Here is a 17,629-nt window from a genome sequence, read left to right on the forward strand (position 1 = left end):
ATTCCGTTTGACATTAGCGTTTTCCTCAGAAATTATAAGTCCCTTCTTTCCATTTATTTCGTTATCCTAAATATATAAGTATAAAGAAGTGCAAGCGTTGATTAAAGCTTAATGCTCACCGAATTATTTTTCCCTAAATCGGACAACCTGACACTGGAAAAGTCTATTCAAACGAAATATAAAACGGTATAATAAGTTTTGATCAGTCGTAAGATGTAAGTGGACAAGCAAAACTTTCTGTAAAGGAGAAACAAAGATGAAACGTTATGTACATTCAGTTATGACTGTTGTGATTTTAGCGGCTATGATGGTTGGATTTGTAACGCCGGCGCACGCCACAAACGATAGCATCAATGAAAAACTGGGTGTCCCGGTTGTTGTATATGGTGATACATTATCAGACTCTCAGAAGCAGGAGGTCACGGAGCTGCTTGAAGTGACCAATCCTGACAGTGTTGAAGAATATACGGTAACTGGTGAGGATATCGCGAATTATATCGATGGCGACCCGAATTCGAGAATGTTTTCCTCGGCGAAAATCAAGCGGGAGGAGCAGGGCACAGGGCTGACGATTAACATTGTCACTCCTGATAATATTACAGAAGTGACCAACGAAATGTATGCCAATGCATTGCTGACAGCAGGTGTGGAAAATGCCACTGTTGATGTGGCCTCGCCGGTTAAAGTCAGCGGTCACTCTGCTCTGACCGGAATCTATAAAGCGTATGATGCTGAGGGACAGCAGCTTGACAAAGAACGGATGGAATTGGCGAATGATGAACTGGATGTGGCGACAAATCTAGCGAATAAAGATGGACTGAGCCAGGAGAAAGTCAGTGAACTGCTGACTGAAATTAAGCAGGCGATAGCGGAGCAGAATCCCGCTACTAAAGAAGAAGTACAGCAGATTGTAGAGGGACAGCTCAATAATCTGGAGATATCTTTAAGTAAAGAAGACCGGCAAATGCTGATTGATCTATTCAACAGAATGCGGGATCTGGATATTAATTTTGATAATGTGAAAAACCAACTTGATGATATCGCCTCCAAGGTTCAGGAAGTGATAAATGATGAAGGCTTTTGGAATAAAGTAGAAAATTTCTTTAATAACCTGGTTAGGATGATCGGCAACTTCCTGGAGAGTGTATTCAGCTAATTGTTTGTGTAAGAATATGGCTGGCCCGCGTATTGGCAGCCATATTCTTAAATACTCTCCCCTAAGGGAAGCACCTGCTATTGATATCAGCTGTAATATACAAACCAGTAAACTAAAATCAGAATAACTCCGATATTAATGAGCAATGTTAATAAAATTCCATTATATTCATTTTATCATGACTTCAATATTTCCCGATTAATAAAAGTATATCATAGTTATTGGACACAGATTAAAATATATTTTTAAGCCCTGAACCACTGTCATGAAAGCGCTTTAGTAATCGTTTTATACCTAATGAGACTTATTCCCTAAAAAAAGCCTTTACAAACTTATAAGAATAATAGTATAATTCATATCAGCGGTTAAATCTGCTAAATTATCAGAAAATAGGATTAATTAAGGGGGTATTTTTCAGCATGAAATTCAAGAAGATTTGGCTTTTAGCATTGGCATTATTCTTTAGCTTATTCTTAGCAGCATGTTCCGGTGGAAATGAATCCGGTTCATCGGACGGCTCGAGCGGGGAGGGGTCCGGCGGAAACGGCGGTGAATCCGGCGAAAGTGGCGAAACCGCAATGGCTGAAGACCAGTCACTTACAGTGAATATTAAAACCGAACCACCATCTTTGCACCCAGGTAAGGCAACTGACACAACATCAAATGCGGTGCTTACCCAAGTGTTTGAAGGGTTGACAAGGATGGATCAGAATGGTGAGCCTCAGCCTGCGATGGCAAGTGACATTCAAGTTTCTGATGACAAAAAGACTTATACGTTTACCATTCGTGACGATGCTACATGGTCTAATGGTGACCCTGTAACAGCTCAAGACTTCGCTGACTCGTGGAAATGGGTGCTGAACCCAGACAGCCCTGATACCGATTATGCTTATCAGCTGTATCCAATTAAAGGTGCTGAGGCTGCTAAGACCGGCGAGGGCTCATTGGATGATGTTGGTATTACTGTTGAAGACGAAAAAACGTTGGTTGTTGAATTGAAAAATCCAACTCCGTATTTTCTGGAATTAACAGCATTCTATACGTATTTTCCGGTTAACCAGGATGTAGCCAAAAGTAATGATGAATGGGCTGCAGATGCAGGGGAGGATTACGTAACAAACGGCCCGTTCCTGCTGGATACATGGGAACACAAGAACCAAATTATACTTAAGAAAAATCCTGACTATTGGGATGCAGAAAACGTACATTTGGAAACAATTACAATGGAAATGGTCAATGATGAAAACACGGCAAAAAATATGTATGACCAGGGTGAACTGGATTGGATTGGGGACCCAGTGGATGCAGTTCCATTGGCAGCTATTCCGCAGATGAAACAGGAAGGAACTTTAAATATATCACCATTGGCGGGAACATATTACTATTCATTTAATACGGAAAAAGAGCCTTTTACAAATCCTAATATCCGTAAAGCATTCGCACTGTCGCTTAACCGTGAAGCCATTGTAAAAAATATTACCAAAGGTGAAGAGAAGCCTGCCATGGCTCTTGTCCCAACTGCTATTTGGGAAGAAAATGAAGAAGGTTACTTTGAAGACGGCGATACAGAAAAAGCAAAAGAATATCTTGAAACGGGGCTGGAAGAGCTCGGCCTTGACGAATTGCCAACGGTTAAACTTTCATATAACACAGATGAAGGACATCAAGCAATCGCACAGGCTGCCCAGGACATGTGGAAAGAGAATCTTGGTGTAGATGTTCAACTGAACAATGAAGAATGGAATGTTTACCTGGATTCCATGAGTGAAGGAAACTACCAGGTAGGTCGCATGGGTTGGAATGCAGACTTCCTTGACCCAATCAACTTCCTGGAAATCTTTGAAACAGTTGGGGGCAATAACTACACCAACTGGGAAAACGAAGAGTATGCCAGCCTGATTGAACAATCCAGAAGTGAAGAAGATGAAGCTGCACGTAAAGAACTGCTTCGTGAAGCTGAACAGATTTTCATGGATGAAATGCCGATTGCACCAGTTTACTTCTATTCAAACGTGTATGCCCATAAAGAATATGTAAAAGATGTAACAGTCGGCAATTTGGGTACTATTCAATTCAAATGGGGCTACATCGCGGAACATTAAGAAAGACAAATGAAAATCAGAGAGCACAAACACGTATTAAGGTATATAGCTTGCTATATGCCTTAATGCGGGCTTTAAATAAAGAAACATATAAACATTACATCAAGAATTTAAACGCCTTTGTATTTCGATGAAAAGAATTACAGTTATCAACCGTTCACTATTTCTCTTAAACTCTTTATGAGTTTGATTGAGGAAGTGGACTGTTAAGGGGTGATTAAATTCACCCCTCTTTTTATTATAAAAAACATAATACTAATAAGAATTATAAAGTTTGAGGAATTGAGATAATGGGATTCATAAAATAGCTGGACAAGCTTATCAAGGTTTTAGCAATGGAAAGAAAGGCGGAGGTGTTCAATTTTGGCAAAGTACCTGCTAAAACGATTAGGATTCATCGTCATTTCCCTGTTCTTTATCGTGACGATTACATTTTTATTAATGCAAGCCGCTCCAGGTGGTCCATTCACATCTGAACGACAGTTACCGCCGGAGATTGAAGCACAACTTAATGAACAGTATGGGCTAGACGATCCGATATATACTCAGTATTTCGATTATTTAAAAGATGTAGTCACATGGGATTTCGGTCCATCGTTTAAATATCCTGGGCAATCTGTGAATGAAATTATCAATCGAAGTGTCCCGTATTCACTTATATTAGGTGCAGAGGCTATTTTCATCGCACTGTCGGTTGGTGTATTTCTAGGAGTGATTGCCGCTATGAAACACAATAAATTTGGGGACTATTCAGCGATGGTAATAGCGGTTCTGGGTATTTCAGTTCCAAACTTCATTATGGCAGCCGCTCTGCAATATGTGTTTGCCATGCAATTGGGTGCACTGCCGGTTGCCCGGTTTGATTCATTTGCCCATACCATAATGCCAGCAGTCGCTCTGGCAACAACACCACTAGCTTTTATTGCCCGTTTAATGCGTTCCAGTATGTTGGAAGTATTGAGTTCAGATTTTATCAAAACTGCGAAATCCAAAGGACTAAGCAGTCGTATAGTTACGTATAAACACGCATTGAGAAATGCGATTATGCCAGTGGTCTCATATTTGGGCCCATTAGTAGTGGCTATTTTAACGGGAAGCTTTGTTATTGAAAAAATCTTTGCAATCCCGGGACTGGGCAATGAATTTGTTGAAAGTATAACTAATCGTGACTATACCGTGATAATGGGGACCACAGTATTCTTTAGTGCTCTTTTATTGGTTTCTATTTTAATTGTCGACTTAATTTATGGATTAATAGACCCTCGTATTAAGGTCGCAGGTAAAGGGGGCAGCAAGTAATGGCGCAATTAAATTTAAAACCGTCTGACTTTGAACCAATCGAATATAGCGAGACCGAAGCCGAGAAAATTGCCGGAGAAAGTACTTCCTTTTGGAAAGACGCCTGGCGTAGATTCAGGAAAAATAAGTTAGCCCTGTTTGGAGTCGTAATCATTATTTTACTGGGCATTATGTCGTTTATTGGAGGACCAATATCCGGATATAACTATTATTCCAATGATCTGATTAATGCAAACCAGCCACCATCAGCCGACCATTGGTTTGGTACTGACCAATTGGGAAGAGATATTTTTGCCCGGACGTGGTATGGTGCGAAAATTTCCCTGTTTATTGGTTTAGCCGCAGCATTCCTTGATCTGATTATAGGGGTCTTTTGGGGGGCTACCGCCGGATTTTTTGGCGGAAAAATTGACGAGTACATGATGCGTATTGCTGATGTTCTCTATGGCGTCCCATATCTATTAGTGGTTATTTTGTTAATGGTTGTTATGCCACAAGGGTTATGGACTATGATACTGGCAATGACCGTTACAGGCTGGATTAATATGGCCAGGATTGTACGTGGGCAAGTAATGCAGCTCCGGAATGAGGAGTATGTGATGGCAGCACAATCACTTGGCGCAGGAAAAGGCAGACTGCTATTCAAACACCTGATTCCGAATACGATGGGACCGATACTTGTTACGTTGACATTAACAATTCCAAATGCCATTTTTACTGAAGCATTTTTAAGTTACTTGGGATTAGGCGTACCTGCTCCACTTGCAAGCTGGGGAACGATGTCAGACGCGGCATTGCCATATTTGCAATACCAGCCATATCAGCTATTTTTCCCATCATTTTTCATTGTTTTAACGATGTTAGCATTTAACGTTATGGGTGATGGATTACGGGATGCACTGGATCCAAAGGAACGCAATTAATGGGAGGATAAAAAATGAAAAATGTATTAGAAGTAAATAATCTTTCCGTTTCGTTTGATACGTTTGGCGGTGAAGTGAAAGCTGTACGCGATGTTAACTTTGAATTAAGTGAAAGAGAAACGCTGGCAATTGTTGGTGAGTCAGGATCCGGGAAAAGTGTTACAGCACAATCAATAATGCAGTTAATTGAAATGCCGCCGGGAAAATTCGCTGAGGGATCAATTAAATTTGAGGGCGAAGATATTATTCAAAAATCGGACAAACAAATGGAAGGTATACGAGGTAAAGAAATTAGTATGATATTCCAAGACCCGATGACTTCATTAAACCCTACTATGAAAATAGGTAAGCAGATTTCTGAAGGCTTGATCAAACATCAGAATATGACAAAAAAAGAAGCCCACAAGCGTGGGGTTGAATTGCTGACTCTTGTAGGTATCCCCAACCCTGAAACAAGAATTAATCAATTTCCGCACCAATATTCAGGTGGTATGCGCCAGCGAGCAATGATTGCGATTGCGCTTGCTTGCAATCCAAAGGTTTTGATCGCGGATGAGCCTACAACGGCATTAGATGTAACCATTCAGGCACAAATACTTGATTTGATGCGTGATTTAAAAGAACAAACTGGTACAGCTATTGTTCTGATTACACACGACTTAGGTGTCGTAGCGAATTCGGCTGACCGGGTGGCTGTCATGTATGGTGGGAAAATTGTCGAAACAGGGTCTGCGGATGAGATTTTTTATAATGCACGCCATCCATATACTTGGGGGCTGTTAGGGTCCATGCCTAGTATTGAGGGCGGAGATGATGAGTTGCAGGCAATTCCAGGTTCGCCGCCGGATTTGCTGGACCCGCCAAAAGGTTGTCCTTTTGCTGCACGCTGCCCGTATGCTATGAAGGTTTGTGAAAATCACATGCCGGAGTATACTGAGTTATCTGATACTCAAAAAACAGCATGCTGGCTGCTGGACGAACGTGCCCCAAAAGTTGAACCACCTGAATCCGCAATTGTAGGAGGTTCGAAAGTAAATGATTGATCAAAGTCAAAAATTACTGGAGATAAAAGATTTAAAAAAACACTTTCCAATGGGCGGTAAAACTGTATTGAAAGCAGTTGATGGTATTACATTTGATATTTACAAAGGTGAAACATTTGGTCTTGTTGGAGAGTCTGGCTGCGGGAAATCAACGGCGGGTCGGACTATAATGCGACTATATGAAGCCACAGAAGGCGAGGTTGATTTTCAGGGAACGAACGTACATGGGAAAAAATCAAGCAAAGAATTAAAGGAATTTAATCGAAGTATGCAAATGATTTTTCAGGATCCGTATGCTTCATTGAATCCAAGAATGACCGTAAAAGACATTATCGCAGAAGGCGTCGATATTCATGGTTTAGCGAAATCGAAAAAGGATCGTTTAAATCGAGTTAATCAATTGCTGGAAACGGTAGGTTTGAACCAGGAACACGGTAACCGTTATCCGCATGAGTTCAGTGGTGGTCAAAGGCAACGGATAGGAATTGCACGAGCGTTAGCAGTGAGTCCGGACTTTATTGTGGCGGACGAACCTATTTCAGCCTTAGATGTTTCCATTCAGGCTCAAGTTGTAAACCTGATGAAAAAACTGCAGGAAGAGCATGGATTAACTTACTTATTCATCGCACACGACCTTTCCATGGTAAAGCATATCAGTGACCGGGTCGGAGTCATGTATTTGGGGAATATGGCTGAAGTGGCAACAAGCGATGATTTGTATCATAAGCCATTGCACCCCTATACACAGGCGCTATTGAGTGCCATTCCAATTTCTGATCCGGAAGTGGAACGCTCCAGAGAACGGATAATTATTGAAGGTGATGTTCCTAGTCCGATTGATCCTCCAAGTGGATGCCGGTTCCGGACAAGGTGCCCATTTGCAATGGATGTGTGTGCCAAAGTGGAGCCTGAATGGCAGGAATATACGAAAGACCACTGGGTAGCCTGTCATTTATATAACGACAAGTATAATGACGAATACGAAGCAAGACAAGCAGTACAGAGTTAAAACCAACGACATAATTCTTTTTTTAAATTGAAGTATGTATTGAAGCCAGATGAAAGGACTCGGTGGGTTTAAGCCATTCGAGTCCCTATTATAACGGATGTATAGACATTTTAGTACTGTGAATTTTTCGAATATACTGTTAATATTGTAATAAGAAAATCTTGAAAGGGGCTTGTTAAATATCTGAAAATAATTTACACTTTAAATATTACAGCAGTATTTCAAACAAATATAGACGTAAAGAGAAGTCAGATTCGAGAATAACAACTAGGTAACCAGGAGAATACCAGTACAGCAATAGGGTGGTCATAATGAATGAGAAGTTACTGGAAATAAAGAATCTAAAAACATCGTTTAGGATTGAGGATAGATATTATGCAGCAGTTGATGATGTGTCACTGACAGTCAACGAGAATGAAGTGCTAGCCATTGTTGGTGAATCAGGATGCGGAAAAAGTGCCCTTGCTTTTTCATTAATGGGGTTGCACAATCGAGCGAAAATTGAAGGCGATGTTCTTTTCAAAGGGGACGATGTGACAAAGTATTCTGCAGGGCAAATGAATAGGCTTCGTGGTCATGAAATGAGCATGATTTTTCAGGATCCGCTAACAGCTTTAAACCCATTAATGAGAATCGGGGATCAAATTGGTGAAGTATTGTTATTGCATAATAAAAAACTATCAAATTCAAAACGCAAAAGTAAAGCGGTTTCATTGCTGGAAAGAGCGGGGATTGCTCGGCCGGAACATGTATATGAACAATTCCCGCATGAACTATCCGGTGGTATGCGGCAGCGGGTTGTTATCGCTATAGCCATTGCAAACGACCCAGAAGTGTTGATAGCCGATGAACCGACTACGGCACTGGATGCGACGATTCAGTCACAAATACTGGACTTATTAAATGAATTGAAAGAGGATATGAATGCTGGAATTATCCTGATTACTCACGATTTAGGTGTTGTGGCTGAAATGGCTGATCGGGTAGCGGTTATGTATGCTGGTCAAATTGTTGAAGTTGCTGATGTGCATGATTTGTTTGGCAACCCTCAACATCCGTATACGAGATCACTATTAAGTTCTGTTCCTAATGCTGAGTCGATAGATTCAAAGCTTCATGTTATTCAGGGAATTGTGCCTTCTTTGAAAAACTTACCCCGTGAAGGTTGCCGATTTCGTTCCAGAATTCCATGGATCGATGGTGCAGCACATGAAGAAAACCCGAGATTACATGAAATAAGGCCCAATCACTTCGTCCGCTGTACATGTTATAAAGATTTTTACTTCCCGGATGAGGAAAAGGGGGACCAGAATCATGGCATTTCTTGAGGTGAAAGATCTGAAGGTACACTTTCCGGTTAAAGGTGGGATATTTGGAAGGACCGTTGATCATATCAAAGCTGTTGATGGTGTCTCTTTTTCACTTGAACAAGGAAAAACATACGGGCTTGTAGGTGAATCGGGATCAGGCAAAACGACAACAGGTCGGGCAATTATTGGCCTTAATAAAATCACAGCAGGGAAAGTCTCTTATGATGGCCATGACATCACAAATATAAAAAAAGCAGGTTTGGATGTAAGGAAAGAAATTCAAATGATTTTTCAGGATCCTTATTCGTCACTAAATCCTAAAAAAAGAGTTTTAGATATTATCGCTGAGCCATTGCGGAATTATGAAAAACTATCAAAGCAAGAAGAAAAAAAGCGCGTTCAGGAGTTAGTGGAATTGGTGGGCTTAAGCCCGGAAAGTATTGTCAAATACCCGCATCAATTTTCCGGGGGTCAGCGTCAGCGAATAGGTGTGGCTAGGGCCATTGCTCTGAAGCCCAAACTCATTATAGCTGATGAGCCGGTTTCCGCTTTGGATGTATCGGTTCAGGCGCAGGTTCTAAATTTCATGGAAGACATTCAGGAAGAAATGGGGTTAACGTATATTTTCATCGGTCATGATCTAGGTGTTATTAGACATATGTGCGATGATATCGGAATTATGTATAAAGGCAGGTATGTTGAAGAAGGAACGGTTGAAGATATTTTTAATAACCCGCAGCATATTTATACAAAACGTCTGGTTGCAGCTATACCTGATATTAATCCGGAGAATCGTAAAGGCCTGATTAATTATCGTCATGAAATACAAAGAGAATATGAGCAGTTCTATGACGACTATTTTGGTGATGATGGTTTGGCTTACAGTTTGAAACCTATATCTGATACACATCTAGTGGCACTACCGGAGAAAGGTTGAATCATATGTGGAAATTTACGGTACGACGAACCTTAATAATGATTCCGCAATTATTATTACTGAGTGTACTTGTGTTTCTAATGGCGCAAGCGATGCCGGGCGATGCACTGACTGGCCAAATAAACCCTGACCTGGATCCCCAGGAAATGCAGGAACAGCGGGAAGAGCTTGGACTTAATGACCCGTGGCACGTAAAATATGCTGACTGGATTACTGGAGCATTACAAGGCGACCTTGGGCAGTCCTTCCAGTTTAAGATGCCTGCCTCGGAGCTCATATGGAATAGAATGGTCAACTCCTTTTGGCTCGGGGTTGCGACATTAATCATTACATATCTGATAGCTATTCCATTGGGGATCACGAGTGGAAGGTTTAACGATTCCTTATTGGACAGTTCGATAACCGGTTATACGTACATTGGATTTGCAACACCAATCTTTATTTTCGCATTAGTCATGTTATGGATTTTCGGTTACCAATTGGGATGGTTTCCGACCAGCGGAAGTGTTGCTCCAGGGGTCGAATCGGGTGGTCTAGAATATGTTATGAGCAAAATATATCATTTATTACTCCCTGCAATTTCTCTGGGATTGATTACAACGGTTAATACAGTTCAATATTTGCGCAGTGAAATTATTGATACGAAGCAAAGAGATTTTATTATTACAGCCAGAGCGAAAGGTGCGTCTGAATCAAGAGTCTATAATCGCCATATTTTCCGTAATTCATTGTTACCTATCGCTGCATTCTTCGGTTTTGAGATTACTGGTTTAATCGGTGGAACAGTATTTGTCGAACGCATTTTCGGTTATCCGGGTATGGGTGATTTATTTATCGAATCCGTCTTGCTGCGCGATTATACTGTCGTGACATCTGTTGTTCTTTTATTTGGTTTGGCTTCGATTCTTGGGGCATTGATATCAGATATTATATTAAGTCTGGTAGATCCGCGCATTCGCATTAAATAGGAATACGACAGACTTTGGGGTGATTGAAAATGGAAAAAGAAAACGCGTATACAGACAAGTCCGTGCAGAACTCGGAGGCAAGTGAAAGCCCATCCGGATTCCGTATTCTTTGGCGGGAAATTATGCGGGATAAAATCGCACTGATCTCATTAATTCTTTTAATAATAGTTGTTGCGTTCGTATACGGGACATCAATCATCATGGATAAGGAAGAAATCGTTAAAGTAGATTTATTTGCCATTCACCAGCCGCCATCTGATGAATTTATCCTTGGTACGGATTATGGCGGACGAGATATTTTTGGACAGTTGATCATTGGAACGCGGAATTCGCTTTCAGTAGCTATCCTTGTCACGTTGATGACCGGAATCATTGGAATTGTCTACGGTTTAGTATCCGGTTATTTTGGCGGACATGTTGATAATATTATGATGCGTATTTTAGACTTCTTTTTGATTTTACCATTTATAATGGTTGTTATTGTTTTTGTAGCGATTGTCCCCAAATATACTGTGGTTTCATTCTCCTTGATTATGACAGCATTTTTATGGATGGGGATAGCCAGATTGATACGTTCAAAGGCCTTGCAGGAGAGAGAACTGGATTATGCACAGGCCTCTAAAACACTTGGTTCCTCAAATCTAAAAATCATGTTTTCACAGGTCCTGCCAAATTTAAGTTCGCTGATTATTGTAACGATGACATTAAATCTGGCAGCAAACATTGGTCTGGAATCCGGACTCTCCTTCTTAGGATTTGGATTTCCTGAGAGCACGCCAAGTTTGGGAACCCTTGTCAGCTATGCAACAAACCCGACAACGCTGGAAGAAAGATGGTGGATCTGGGTCCCGGCATCCGTCATGATTTTTGTGCTGATGCTTGCTGTCAATAATGTCGGGCAGGCGCTTAAACGTGCAACCGACGCAAGGCAAAGAAGAGGTTAATTTGAGGGGGTGAGGATAAATATAACGAGGGAAGCATAAAGGTTACTTACATTGATGCTGCCATTCCGGCATTGATGATGAGTATAAAACTGTCAGACGGGCAAGTGTCTGACTGAAAAAATTAAAACTAAGGGGAGGGTCTAATGGATGGAAAAGTCTAATGTCACAAAGGCTGTATTTGCACTATTTTTAGTGTTGCTGCTGGCACTGACAGCCTGCAGCGGCGGATCTGATGACAGTGGCGATTCATCGGATTCCGGTGAAGGAACTGAGGAAGGGTCAAATGAAGGTGGAGGAGGAGAGGCTTCGGAAGATAAACTGTATTCGATTGAAGATTTTAGTCCTTCAGCTTCAAATGATGGTGAGCCAATTGATGGTGGATCGATAACGTATGGTCTTGTATCGGATACTTCCTTTGAAGGCACATTGAACTGGAATTTCTACGATGGTGACCCCGATTCACAAATCCTTAAATGGTTCGATGAAGGGTTATTAACGTATGACGAAAACTATACGATGACAAATGACGGAGCTGCAACCTTTGAAGTGAGTGATGACAACAAAACATTCACGTTTACGATAAAAGATGGCGTTAACTGGCATGATGGCGAACCGGTTACAGCCGAAGACTGGGCATTTGCACATGAAGTCATTGGACATCCGGATTACAATGGTCCGCGTTATAACGCAAGCTTCCAGAACATCGAAGGAATGGAAGCTTACCATAATGGCGAGGCTGATTCCATTTCCGGAATTGAAGTAGTAGATGAAAAAACGCTAAAGATCACGTACAAAAAAGCAACACCGTCATTGCTGACCGGCGGCGTTTGGATCTACCCAATGGCCAAACATATTTTTAAGGATATGCCGGTAGATAAAATAGCAGAGTCACCGGAAGTTCGCGAGCACCCAATTGGATTTGGACCATTTAAAGTGGAAAATATCGTTCCCGGTGAGTCTGTTGTACTGAAGGCAAATGAAGATTACTGGCGCGGTGAGCCAAATCTTGATGAGGTCGTTATAAAAGTCATCAATCCAGATACGGTTGTTCAGGCACTGGAAAGTGGCGAAGTTGACCTTGTCAGCAAATTCCCGACAGATCAGTACCCGGATAATGCTAATTTATCCAACGTTGAATATCTTGGTAAGGTTGATCTTGCCTATACGTATATCGGTTTTAAACTTGGTACTTGGGATAAGGAAAATAATGAAGTCAAACCTAATCCTGACGCCAAAATGGCCAATAAAAATCTGCGCCAGGCAATGTGGCACGCGGTTGATAACAAATCCGTCGGCGAGAAGTTCTATAATGGACTTCGCTGGAACGCGACAACTTTGATTCCGCCATCCCACCCGGCTTATCATGATGAAAACAATCCTGGCCGTGAATATGATCCGGAAAAAGCGAAACAGCTGCTGGACGAAGCAGGCTACGTGGACACAAATGGCGATGGTATCCGTGAAGATCCTGATGGTGAGGAATTGACCATTAACTTTGCCTCGATGTCAGGCGGCGACGTAGCTGAGCCAATCGCGAACTATTATATGCAGGCTTGGGAAAACGTTGGTCTTAACGTTGAACTGCTAAATGGCCGCTTGCTGGAATTCAACACGTTCTACGATAAAGTAGGTCAAAGCGGAAACGACGATCCTAACGTTGACATCTACCAAGGGGCATGGAATGTCGGCTATGACGTTGACCCAACTGGACTTTATGGGCGTAATGCGCTGTTTAACTTCTCCCGTTATGCAAGTGAGAAAAATGATGAACTCCTGGCAAAAGGTGTATCTGAAGAAGCATTTGATCAAGAAGTACGCCAGGAAGTCTACAATGAGTGGCAGGAATTCATGGTTGATGAGGTGCCGGTCTTCCCAACATTGTACCGCTCATTAATCGTTCCGGTTAATAACCGTATTGTCAATTACGACTTGTACGATGACGACATGTCAACGGGCGATACCTACCTTTATGAACTCGGTGTCACACAGGAAGAACCAGTGAAAGCAGAATAACTTGCTTAAAAGGCTGCCTCCAAACGCCACCTTTTAGTGGTCTTTTGGGGGCAGTCCCATTTTTTGCCTAAAAGACTGATAGACATTATTTCTTTGATGTGACGAGAGGCCTCTTGAAGGATGTTTTGGACATACATATGTAATTTGAATGCTATTTTGAAACAAACCTATTATATTTGTAATATTTACTGCGCATTTCGGTAACTCTTGTAACAGACTCTTAATTCCTCTGTAACTGCATTGTCTATAAAGCTATGATAGTATTGTGAATGCAGTAATCAAAGGAGGGAACTACCTATGAAGAAGTTGGTAGCTTCAATCGCTACGGGAATCATTATTGCTGGCGCTACAGCAACGACTGCGTCTGCAGCAGACTATGATGTTGAAAAAGGAGACAGCCTTTGGGGTATCGCAAAGGAACATAATACAAGCGTGGATGAACTTGTTGATGTAAACGATTTGGAATCAACAACGATTTATCCAAACCAGACAATTTCGATCGATGGATCCAACGAGAACAATGGCACATATAAGGTACAAAAAGGTGATACATTATACGATATTGGTAATGAGTTTGGTGTGTCCGTAAATGAATTGAAAGCTTGGAATAACCTTCAGTCAGATATCATTATCGCTGGTCAACAACTAGCAACGGAAGGTTCAAATGTTGAACAGGGTGAAGCTCAGTCTGCTTCTGCATCTAAAGCAACTCAATCATCTGAATCAAGTTCATCCAATCAGTCCAGTGAATCAGCGGAGAAGTCTGATGAATCAGAACAAGTGACTCAAGTATCCACTGACAATAATACAAATGAACAGCAATCACAAGAATCCTCACAGGATAACCCTGAGGGCAAAACCATTACAGCAACAGCAACAGCGTATACTGCTGACTGTGCCGGGTGCTCAGGTGTTACGGCTACCGGTGTTGACTTGAATGCCAATCCAAACAAAAAAGTCATTGCGGTTGACCCGAGCGTTATCCCATTAGGATCAAAAGTTCATGTTGAAGGTTATGGTTATGCAACTGCTGCAGACGTTGGTGGTGCCATTAACGGCAATAAAATCGATGTTCATGTCCCATCAGAGAGCGAAGCTAATCAATGGGGCGTTCAAACAGTTGATGTAACAATCGTAGAATAATGATAAGTCAACAATAAAAAGGGGAGCATCGCATCAGATGCTCTCTTTTTATTTGACGGTTAAAGTTTCCTAACTTAATAGGTTCTTAGAAAGCGGATCTGAGTCATTCGTATAACAGATCAGCCTAATTCAAAATTATTGTATTGTTATCATCGCTTTCCTCTTTTTCTACAACGTCATCTGTATCAAAAGTTGTCTGGAAATATCCAACTATTCCAAAACTGACAACCAACCCAATAAATAGTGTCATCAAAATTTGCTTCATCATGCGTTTTCCTCTCTAATATCTTATATTACAATTATATTACAAACAGAGGGTGTTTTGCCATAAATTTGTTAAAAAAATAAAAGGGAAATCTTACTATCGCAGAATTAACATCAAAAAAAGACCTATGGTTAATGGCCATTGTAAATACCAAATAATCATATCATGTGTTAAACTCAATAATGGAACATGTTAATTCTTTAAATAAAAAATGACTAAAACGCTTACATAATAAAAGGAGGAAATAAAATGACTAGCAGCGTACTGCAAAATTTCCTGAAAGCGAATATTTCAGACTTAAAAGAACGCGGGCTCTATAATGAAATTGACCCGGTACAGGGAGCAAACGGTCCGGTGATTAATATTGACGGAAAGAAGCTGATTAATTTATCATCCAATAATTATTTGGGTCTTGCCACCGATGAGCGGTTGAAGGAAGCTGCCAAAGAAGCGGTGGATTCCCATGGGGCAGGTGCAGGCGCCGTCCGCACGATTAACGGCACACTTGACCTGCACCTTGAGCTTGAAAAGAAACTGGCGGAATTCAAGGGAACCGAAGCGGTCATTTCCTATCAGTCAGGATTTAATTGTAATATGGCGGCAATTTCTGCGGTAATGGATAAGCACGATGCGATTCTTTCCGACGAATTGAATCATGCGTCGATTATTGACGGCTGCCGTTTGTCCAAAGCAAAGATTATCCGTTTTAATCACTCGGATATGGACGATTTGCGGGCCAAAGCTAAAGAAGCGGTCGAATCCGGACAGTATAATAAGGTGATGGTGATTACAGACGGTGTCTTTTCCATGGATGGTGATATTGCCAAACTGCCGGAAATTGTGGCCATTGCCGAAGAGTTTGACTTGATAACCTATGTTGACGATGCACATGGGTCAGGTGTACTTGGTAAAGGTGCCGGCACGGTAAAACATTTCGGGCTGCAGGATAAAGTTGATTTCCAGATGGGGACCCTGTCCAAGGCAATCGGTGTCATCGGCGGGTATGTTGCCGGCAAAACGGGACTGATTGACTGGCTGAAAGTACGCTCCCGTCCATTTTTATTTTCAACGGCTGTTTCACCAGCAGACGCAGCTGCAAGTACAAAAGCCGTTGAACTGTTGATGGAATCGACGGATTTAAATGAAAAGCTTTGGGCGAACAGTGATTATTTGAAAGAGGGGTTGAAAAAGCTCGGATTTGATATTGGCGAAAGTGAAACACCGATTACCCCATGTATTCTGGGTGATGAGAAAGATACGCAGAAATTCAGCAAGCGGCTGTATGAAGAAGGGGTTTATGCGAAATCAATTGTTTTCCCAACAGTGCCAAGAGGCAAAGGCCGTGTCCGCAATATGCCGACAGCAGCCCATACCAAAGAAATGCTGGATGATGCGCTCAAGGCCTATGAAAAAATCGGCAAGGAATTGGGACTGATTTAAAAGTGATGCCCATAATTAACTTCATGAATAAACATATTTGCTGGAAGGATAGCTGGGGGAAATAACGATGAAAAAAATTCTGGTTACTGGGGCGATGGGTCAAATCGGCTCAGAGCTTGTCAGGAAACTGCGGGAAAATTATGGCCCATCTAATGTTATTGGAACCGACCTTTGGAAAAAAGAAGAAACGGAAGGTCCATTTGAGATTGTTGATGTGACCGACGGAAAGGCAATACATGACGTAGCCAAAAAACATAACGTCGATACGATCATGCATCTGGCTGCTTTGTTGTCGGCCAAGGCGGAATCAGCCCCGCAACTAGCATGGGACTTGAACATGGGCGGATTGATGAACGCTCTGGAAGCAGCGCGAGAACTTGATTTGCAATTTTTCACGCCGAGTTCGATTGGCGTATTCGGCCCGACAACGCCAAAGCAAAACACGCCGCAGGAAACAACAATGCGCCCGACAACGATGTATGGTGTCAATAAGGTGGCTGGGGAGCTTCTATGTGATTATTACTATTATCGATATGGCCTGGACACGCGCGGTGTCCGCTATCCTGGCTTGATTTCCTATATGACCCCGCCAGGCGGAGGAACAACGGATTATGCAGTGGAAATTTATTATGAGGCGATCAAGCATAAAAAGTACACGTCCTATATTGCAGCCAACACGTACATGGATATGATGTATATGCCGGATGCTTTGAATGCGATTATTAAGTTGATGGAAGCCGACCCCGACAAGCTTGTCCACCGCAATGCTTATAATATTTCAGCTATATCCGCAACACCGGAGGATTTTACAGACGCTATTCGAAAGCATATTCCGGAGTTTGAACTGACATATGACGTTGATCCTGTCCGTCAGCAAATCGCCGACAGCTGGCCGGACAGTATTGATTCGTCTGCAGCTAAAGAAGAATGGGGCTTTGAAGCGGCATATGATATAGACCGGATGACAGCAGATATGTTGGCAAAAATTCGGGAGAAATCATAAAATAAGCAGTCCAATTAAACAAAGATTGGACTGCTTATTTTTATGATTTAACTCAAAGGCAGAAAATCGATCGA

15 protein-coding genes are annotated in these 17,629 nt (G+C 41.8%); 14 read left to right on the plus strand and 1 reads right to left on the minus strand.

What is annotated here, in order from left to right; translation table 11 throughout:
* The first annotated feature begins 256 nt into the window (after positions 1–256).
* The 12 genes from ON01_RS12970 (at position 257) to ON01_RS13025 (ending at position 14,847) form a co-directional block, all read left to right on the plus strand.
* Positions 257–1,156, plus strand: coding sequence for a DUF1002 domain-containing protein (locus tag ON01_RS12970; RefSeq protein ID WP_010531488.1), 900 nt, complete (start codon positions 257–259; stop codon positions 1,154–1,156).
* 419 nt (positions 1,157–1,575) lie between these two features.
* A complete protein-coding gene (locus tag ON01_RS12975; protein ID WP_010531489.1) occupies positions 1,576–3,258 on the plus strand; it encodes a peptide ABC transporter substrate-binding protein in 1,683 nt (560 codons plus the stop codon).
* A gap of 363 nt (positions 3,259–3,621) precedes the next feature.
* On the plus strand, positions 3,622–4,557 hold the full coding sequence (locus ON01_RS12980; RefSeq protein ID WP_010531490.1) for an ABC transporter permease: 936 nt from the start codon (positions 3,622–3,624) through the stop codon (positions 4,555–4,557).
* On the plus strand, positions 4,557–5,480 hold the full coding sequence (locus ON01_RS12985) for an ABC transporter permease (protein ID WP_010531491.1): 924 nt from the start codon (positions 4,557–4,559) through the stop codon (positions 5,478–5,480). The genes ON01_RS12980 and ON01_RS12985 overlap by 1 nt, the downstream gene beginning before the upstream one ends.
* Positions 5,481–5,494: 14 nt before the next feature.
* Positions 5,495–6,523: an ABC transporter ATP-binding protein gene (locus ON01_RS12990; RefSeq protein WP_010531492.1), complete on the plus strand. Its 1,029-nt coding sequence runs from the start codon at positions 5,495–5,497 to the stop codon at positions 6,521–6,523.
* Positions 6,516–7,532 carry an ABC transporter ATP-binding protein gene (locus tag ON01_RS12995; RefSeq protein WP_010531493.1) on the plus strand — a complete coding sequence of 339 codons (1,017 nt, stop codon included), beginning with the start codon at positions 6,516–6,518 and terminating at the stop codon, positions 7,530–7,532. Before ON01_RS12990 ends, ON01_RS12995 begins: the two co-directional genes overlap by 8 nt.
* 311 nt (positions 7,533–7,843) lie before the next feature.
* Positions 7,844–8,860 carry an ABC transporter ATP-binding protein gene (locus tag ON01_RS13000; RefSeq protein ID WP_010531494.1) on the plus strand — a complete coding sequence of 339 codons (1,017 nt, stop codon included), beginning with the start codon at positions 7,844–7,846 and terminating at the stop codon, positions 8,858–8,860.
* The gene (locus ON01_RS13005; RefSeq protein ID WP_010531495.1) at positions 8,847–9,779 is read left to right on the plus strand and encodes an ABC transporter ATP-binding protein; all 933 of its coding nucleotides are present in this window, start codon (positions 8,847–8,849) and stop codon (positions 9,777–9,779) included. Before ON01_RS13000 ends, ON01_RS13005 begins: the two co-directional genes overlap by 14 nt.
* 5 nt (positions 9,780–9,784) lie before the next feature.
* On the plus strand, positions 9,785–10,747 hold the full coding sequence (opp4B, locus tag ON01_RS13010) for an oligopeptide ABC transporter permease (RefSeq protein WP_010531496.1): 963 nt from the start codon (positions 9,785–9,787) through the stop codon (positions 10,745–10,747).
* Positions 10,748–10,776: 29 nt separating this feature from the next.
* Positions 10,777–11,691, plus strand: coding sequence for an ABC transporter permease (locus tag ON01_RS13015; protein ID WP_010531497.1), 915 nt, complete (start codon positions 10,777–10,779; stop codon positions 11,689–11,691).
* Positions 11,692–11,838: 147 nt separating this feature from the next.
* Positions 11,839–13,704, plus strand: a complete 1,866-nt coding sequence (gene opp4A / locus ON01_RS13020; RefSeq protein WP_010531498.1) for an oligopeptide ABC transporter substrate-binding protein — start codon at positions 11,839–11,841, stop codon at positions 13,702–13,704.
* Positions 13,705–14,001: 297 nt separating this feature from the next.
* Positions 14,002–14,847, plus strand: a complete 846-nt coding sequence (locus ON01_RS13025; RefSeq protein WP_010531499.1) for a 3D domain-containing protein — start codon at positions 14,002–14,004, stop codon at positions 14,845–14,847.
* Between the two features lie 124 nt (positions 14,848–14,971).
* On the opposite strand, the gene ON01_RS19555 is transcribed toward ON01_RS13025, so the two are convergent.
* On the minus strand, positions 14,972–15,115 hold the full coding sequence (locus tag ON01_RS19555) for a hypothetical protein (RefSeq protein ID WP_175284952.1): 144 nt from the start codon (positions 15,113–15,115) through the stop codon (positions 14,972–14,974).
* 246 nt (positions 15,116–15,361) lie between these two features.
* Between ON01_RS19555 and ON01_RS13030 the strand changes: the two genes are divergently transcribed.
* Together ON01_RS13030 and ON01_RS13035 are read left to right on the plus strand one after the other, a co-directional pair.
* Positions 15,362–16,552 carry a glycine C-acetyltransferase gene (locus ON01_RS13030; RefSeq protein ID WP_010531500.1) on the plus strand — a complete coding sequence of 397 codons (1,191 nt, stop codon included), beginning with the start codon at positions 15,362–15,364 and terminating at the stop codon, positions 16,550–16,552.
* Positions 16,553–16,619: 67 nt separating this feature from the next.
* The gene (locus ON01_RS13035) at positions 16,620–17,555 is read left to right on the plus strand and encodes an L-threonine 3-dehydrogenase (protein WP_010531501.1); all 936 of its coding nucleotides are present in this window, start codon (positions 16,620–16,622) and stop codon (positions 17,553–17,555) included.
* The last annotated feature ends 74 nt before the right edge of the window (positions 17,556–17,629 follow it).

It is taken from the genome of Lentibacillus jeotgali, from assembly GCF_000224785.1.
Classification (GTDB): Bacteria; Bacillota; Bacilli; order Bacillales; family Amphibacillaceae; genus Lentibacillus; species Lentibacillus jeotgali.

What these genes read in the sequence shown, in the direction of transcription:
- ON01_RS12970 (WP_010531488.1), top strand. Translation starts at nt 257, where the DNA reads ATGAAACGTTATGTACATTCAGTTATGACTGTTGTGATTTTAGCGGCT.
- ON01_RS12975 (WP_010531489.1), top strand. Translation starts at nt 1,576, where the DNA reads ATGAAATTCAAGAAGATTTGGCTTTTAGCATTGGCATTATTCTTTAGC.
- ON01_RS12985 (WP_010531491.1), top strand. Translation starts at nt 4,557, where the DNA reads ATGGCGCAATTAAATTTAAAACCGTCTGACTTTGAACCAATCGAATAT.
- ON01_RS12990 (WP_010531492.1), top strand. Translation starts at nt 5,495, where the DNA reads ATGAAAAATGTATTAGAAGTAAATAATCTTTCCGTTTCGTTTGATACG.
- ON01_RS12995 (WP_010531493.1), top strand. Translation starts at nt 6,516, where the DNA reads ATGATTGATCAAAGTCAAAAATTACTGGAGATAAAAGATTTAAAAAAA.
- ON01_RS13000 (WP_010531494.1), top strand. Translation starts at nt 7,844, where the DNA reads ATGAATGAGAAGTTACTGGAAATAAAGAATCTAAAAACATCGTTTAGG.
- ON01_RS13005 (WP_010531495.1), top strand. Translation starts at nt 8,847, where the DNA reads ATGGCATTTCTTGAGGTGAAAGATCTGAAGGTACACTTTCCGGTTAAA.
- opp4B (WP_010531496.1), top strand. Translation starts at nt 9,785, where the DNA reads ATGTGGAAATTTACGGTACGACGAACCTTAATAATGATTCCGCAATTA.
- ON01_RS13015 (WP_010531497.1), top strand. Translation starts at nt 10,777, where the DNA reads ATGGAAAAAGAAAACGCGTATACAGACAAGTCCGTGCAGAACTCGGAG.
- opp4A (WP_010531498.1), top strand. Translation starts at nt 11,839, where the DNA reads ATGGAAAAGTCTAATGTCACAAAGGCTGTATTTGCACTATTTTTAGTG.
- ON01_RS13025 (WP_010531499.1), top strand. Translation starts at nt 14,002, where the DNA reads ATGAAGAAGTTGGTAGCTTCAATCGCTACGGGAATCATTATTGCTGGC.
- ON01_RS19555 (WP_175284952.1), bottom strand. Translation starts at nt 15,115, where the DNA reads ATGATGAAGCAAATTTTGATGACACTATTTATTGGGTTGGTTGTCAGT.
- ON01_RS13030 (WP_010531500.1), top strand. Translation starts at nt 15,362, where the DNA reads ATGACTAGCAGCGTACTGCAAAATTTCCTGAAAGCGAATATTTCAGAC.
- ON01_RS13035 (WP_010531501.1), top strand. Translation starts at nt 16,620, where the DNA reads ATGAAAAAAATTCTGGTTACTGGGGCGATGGGTCAAATCGGCTCAGAG.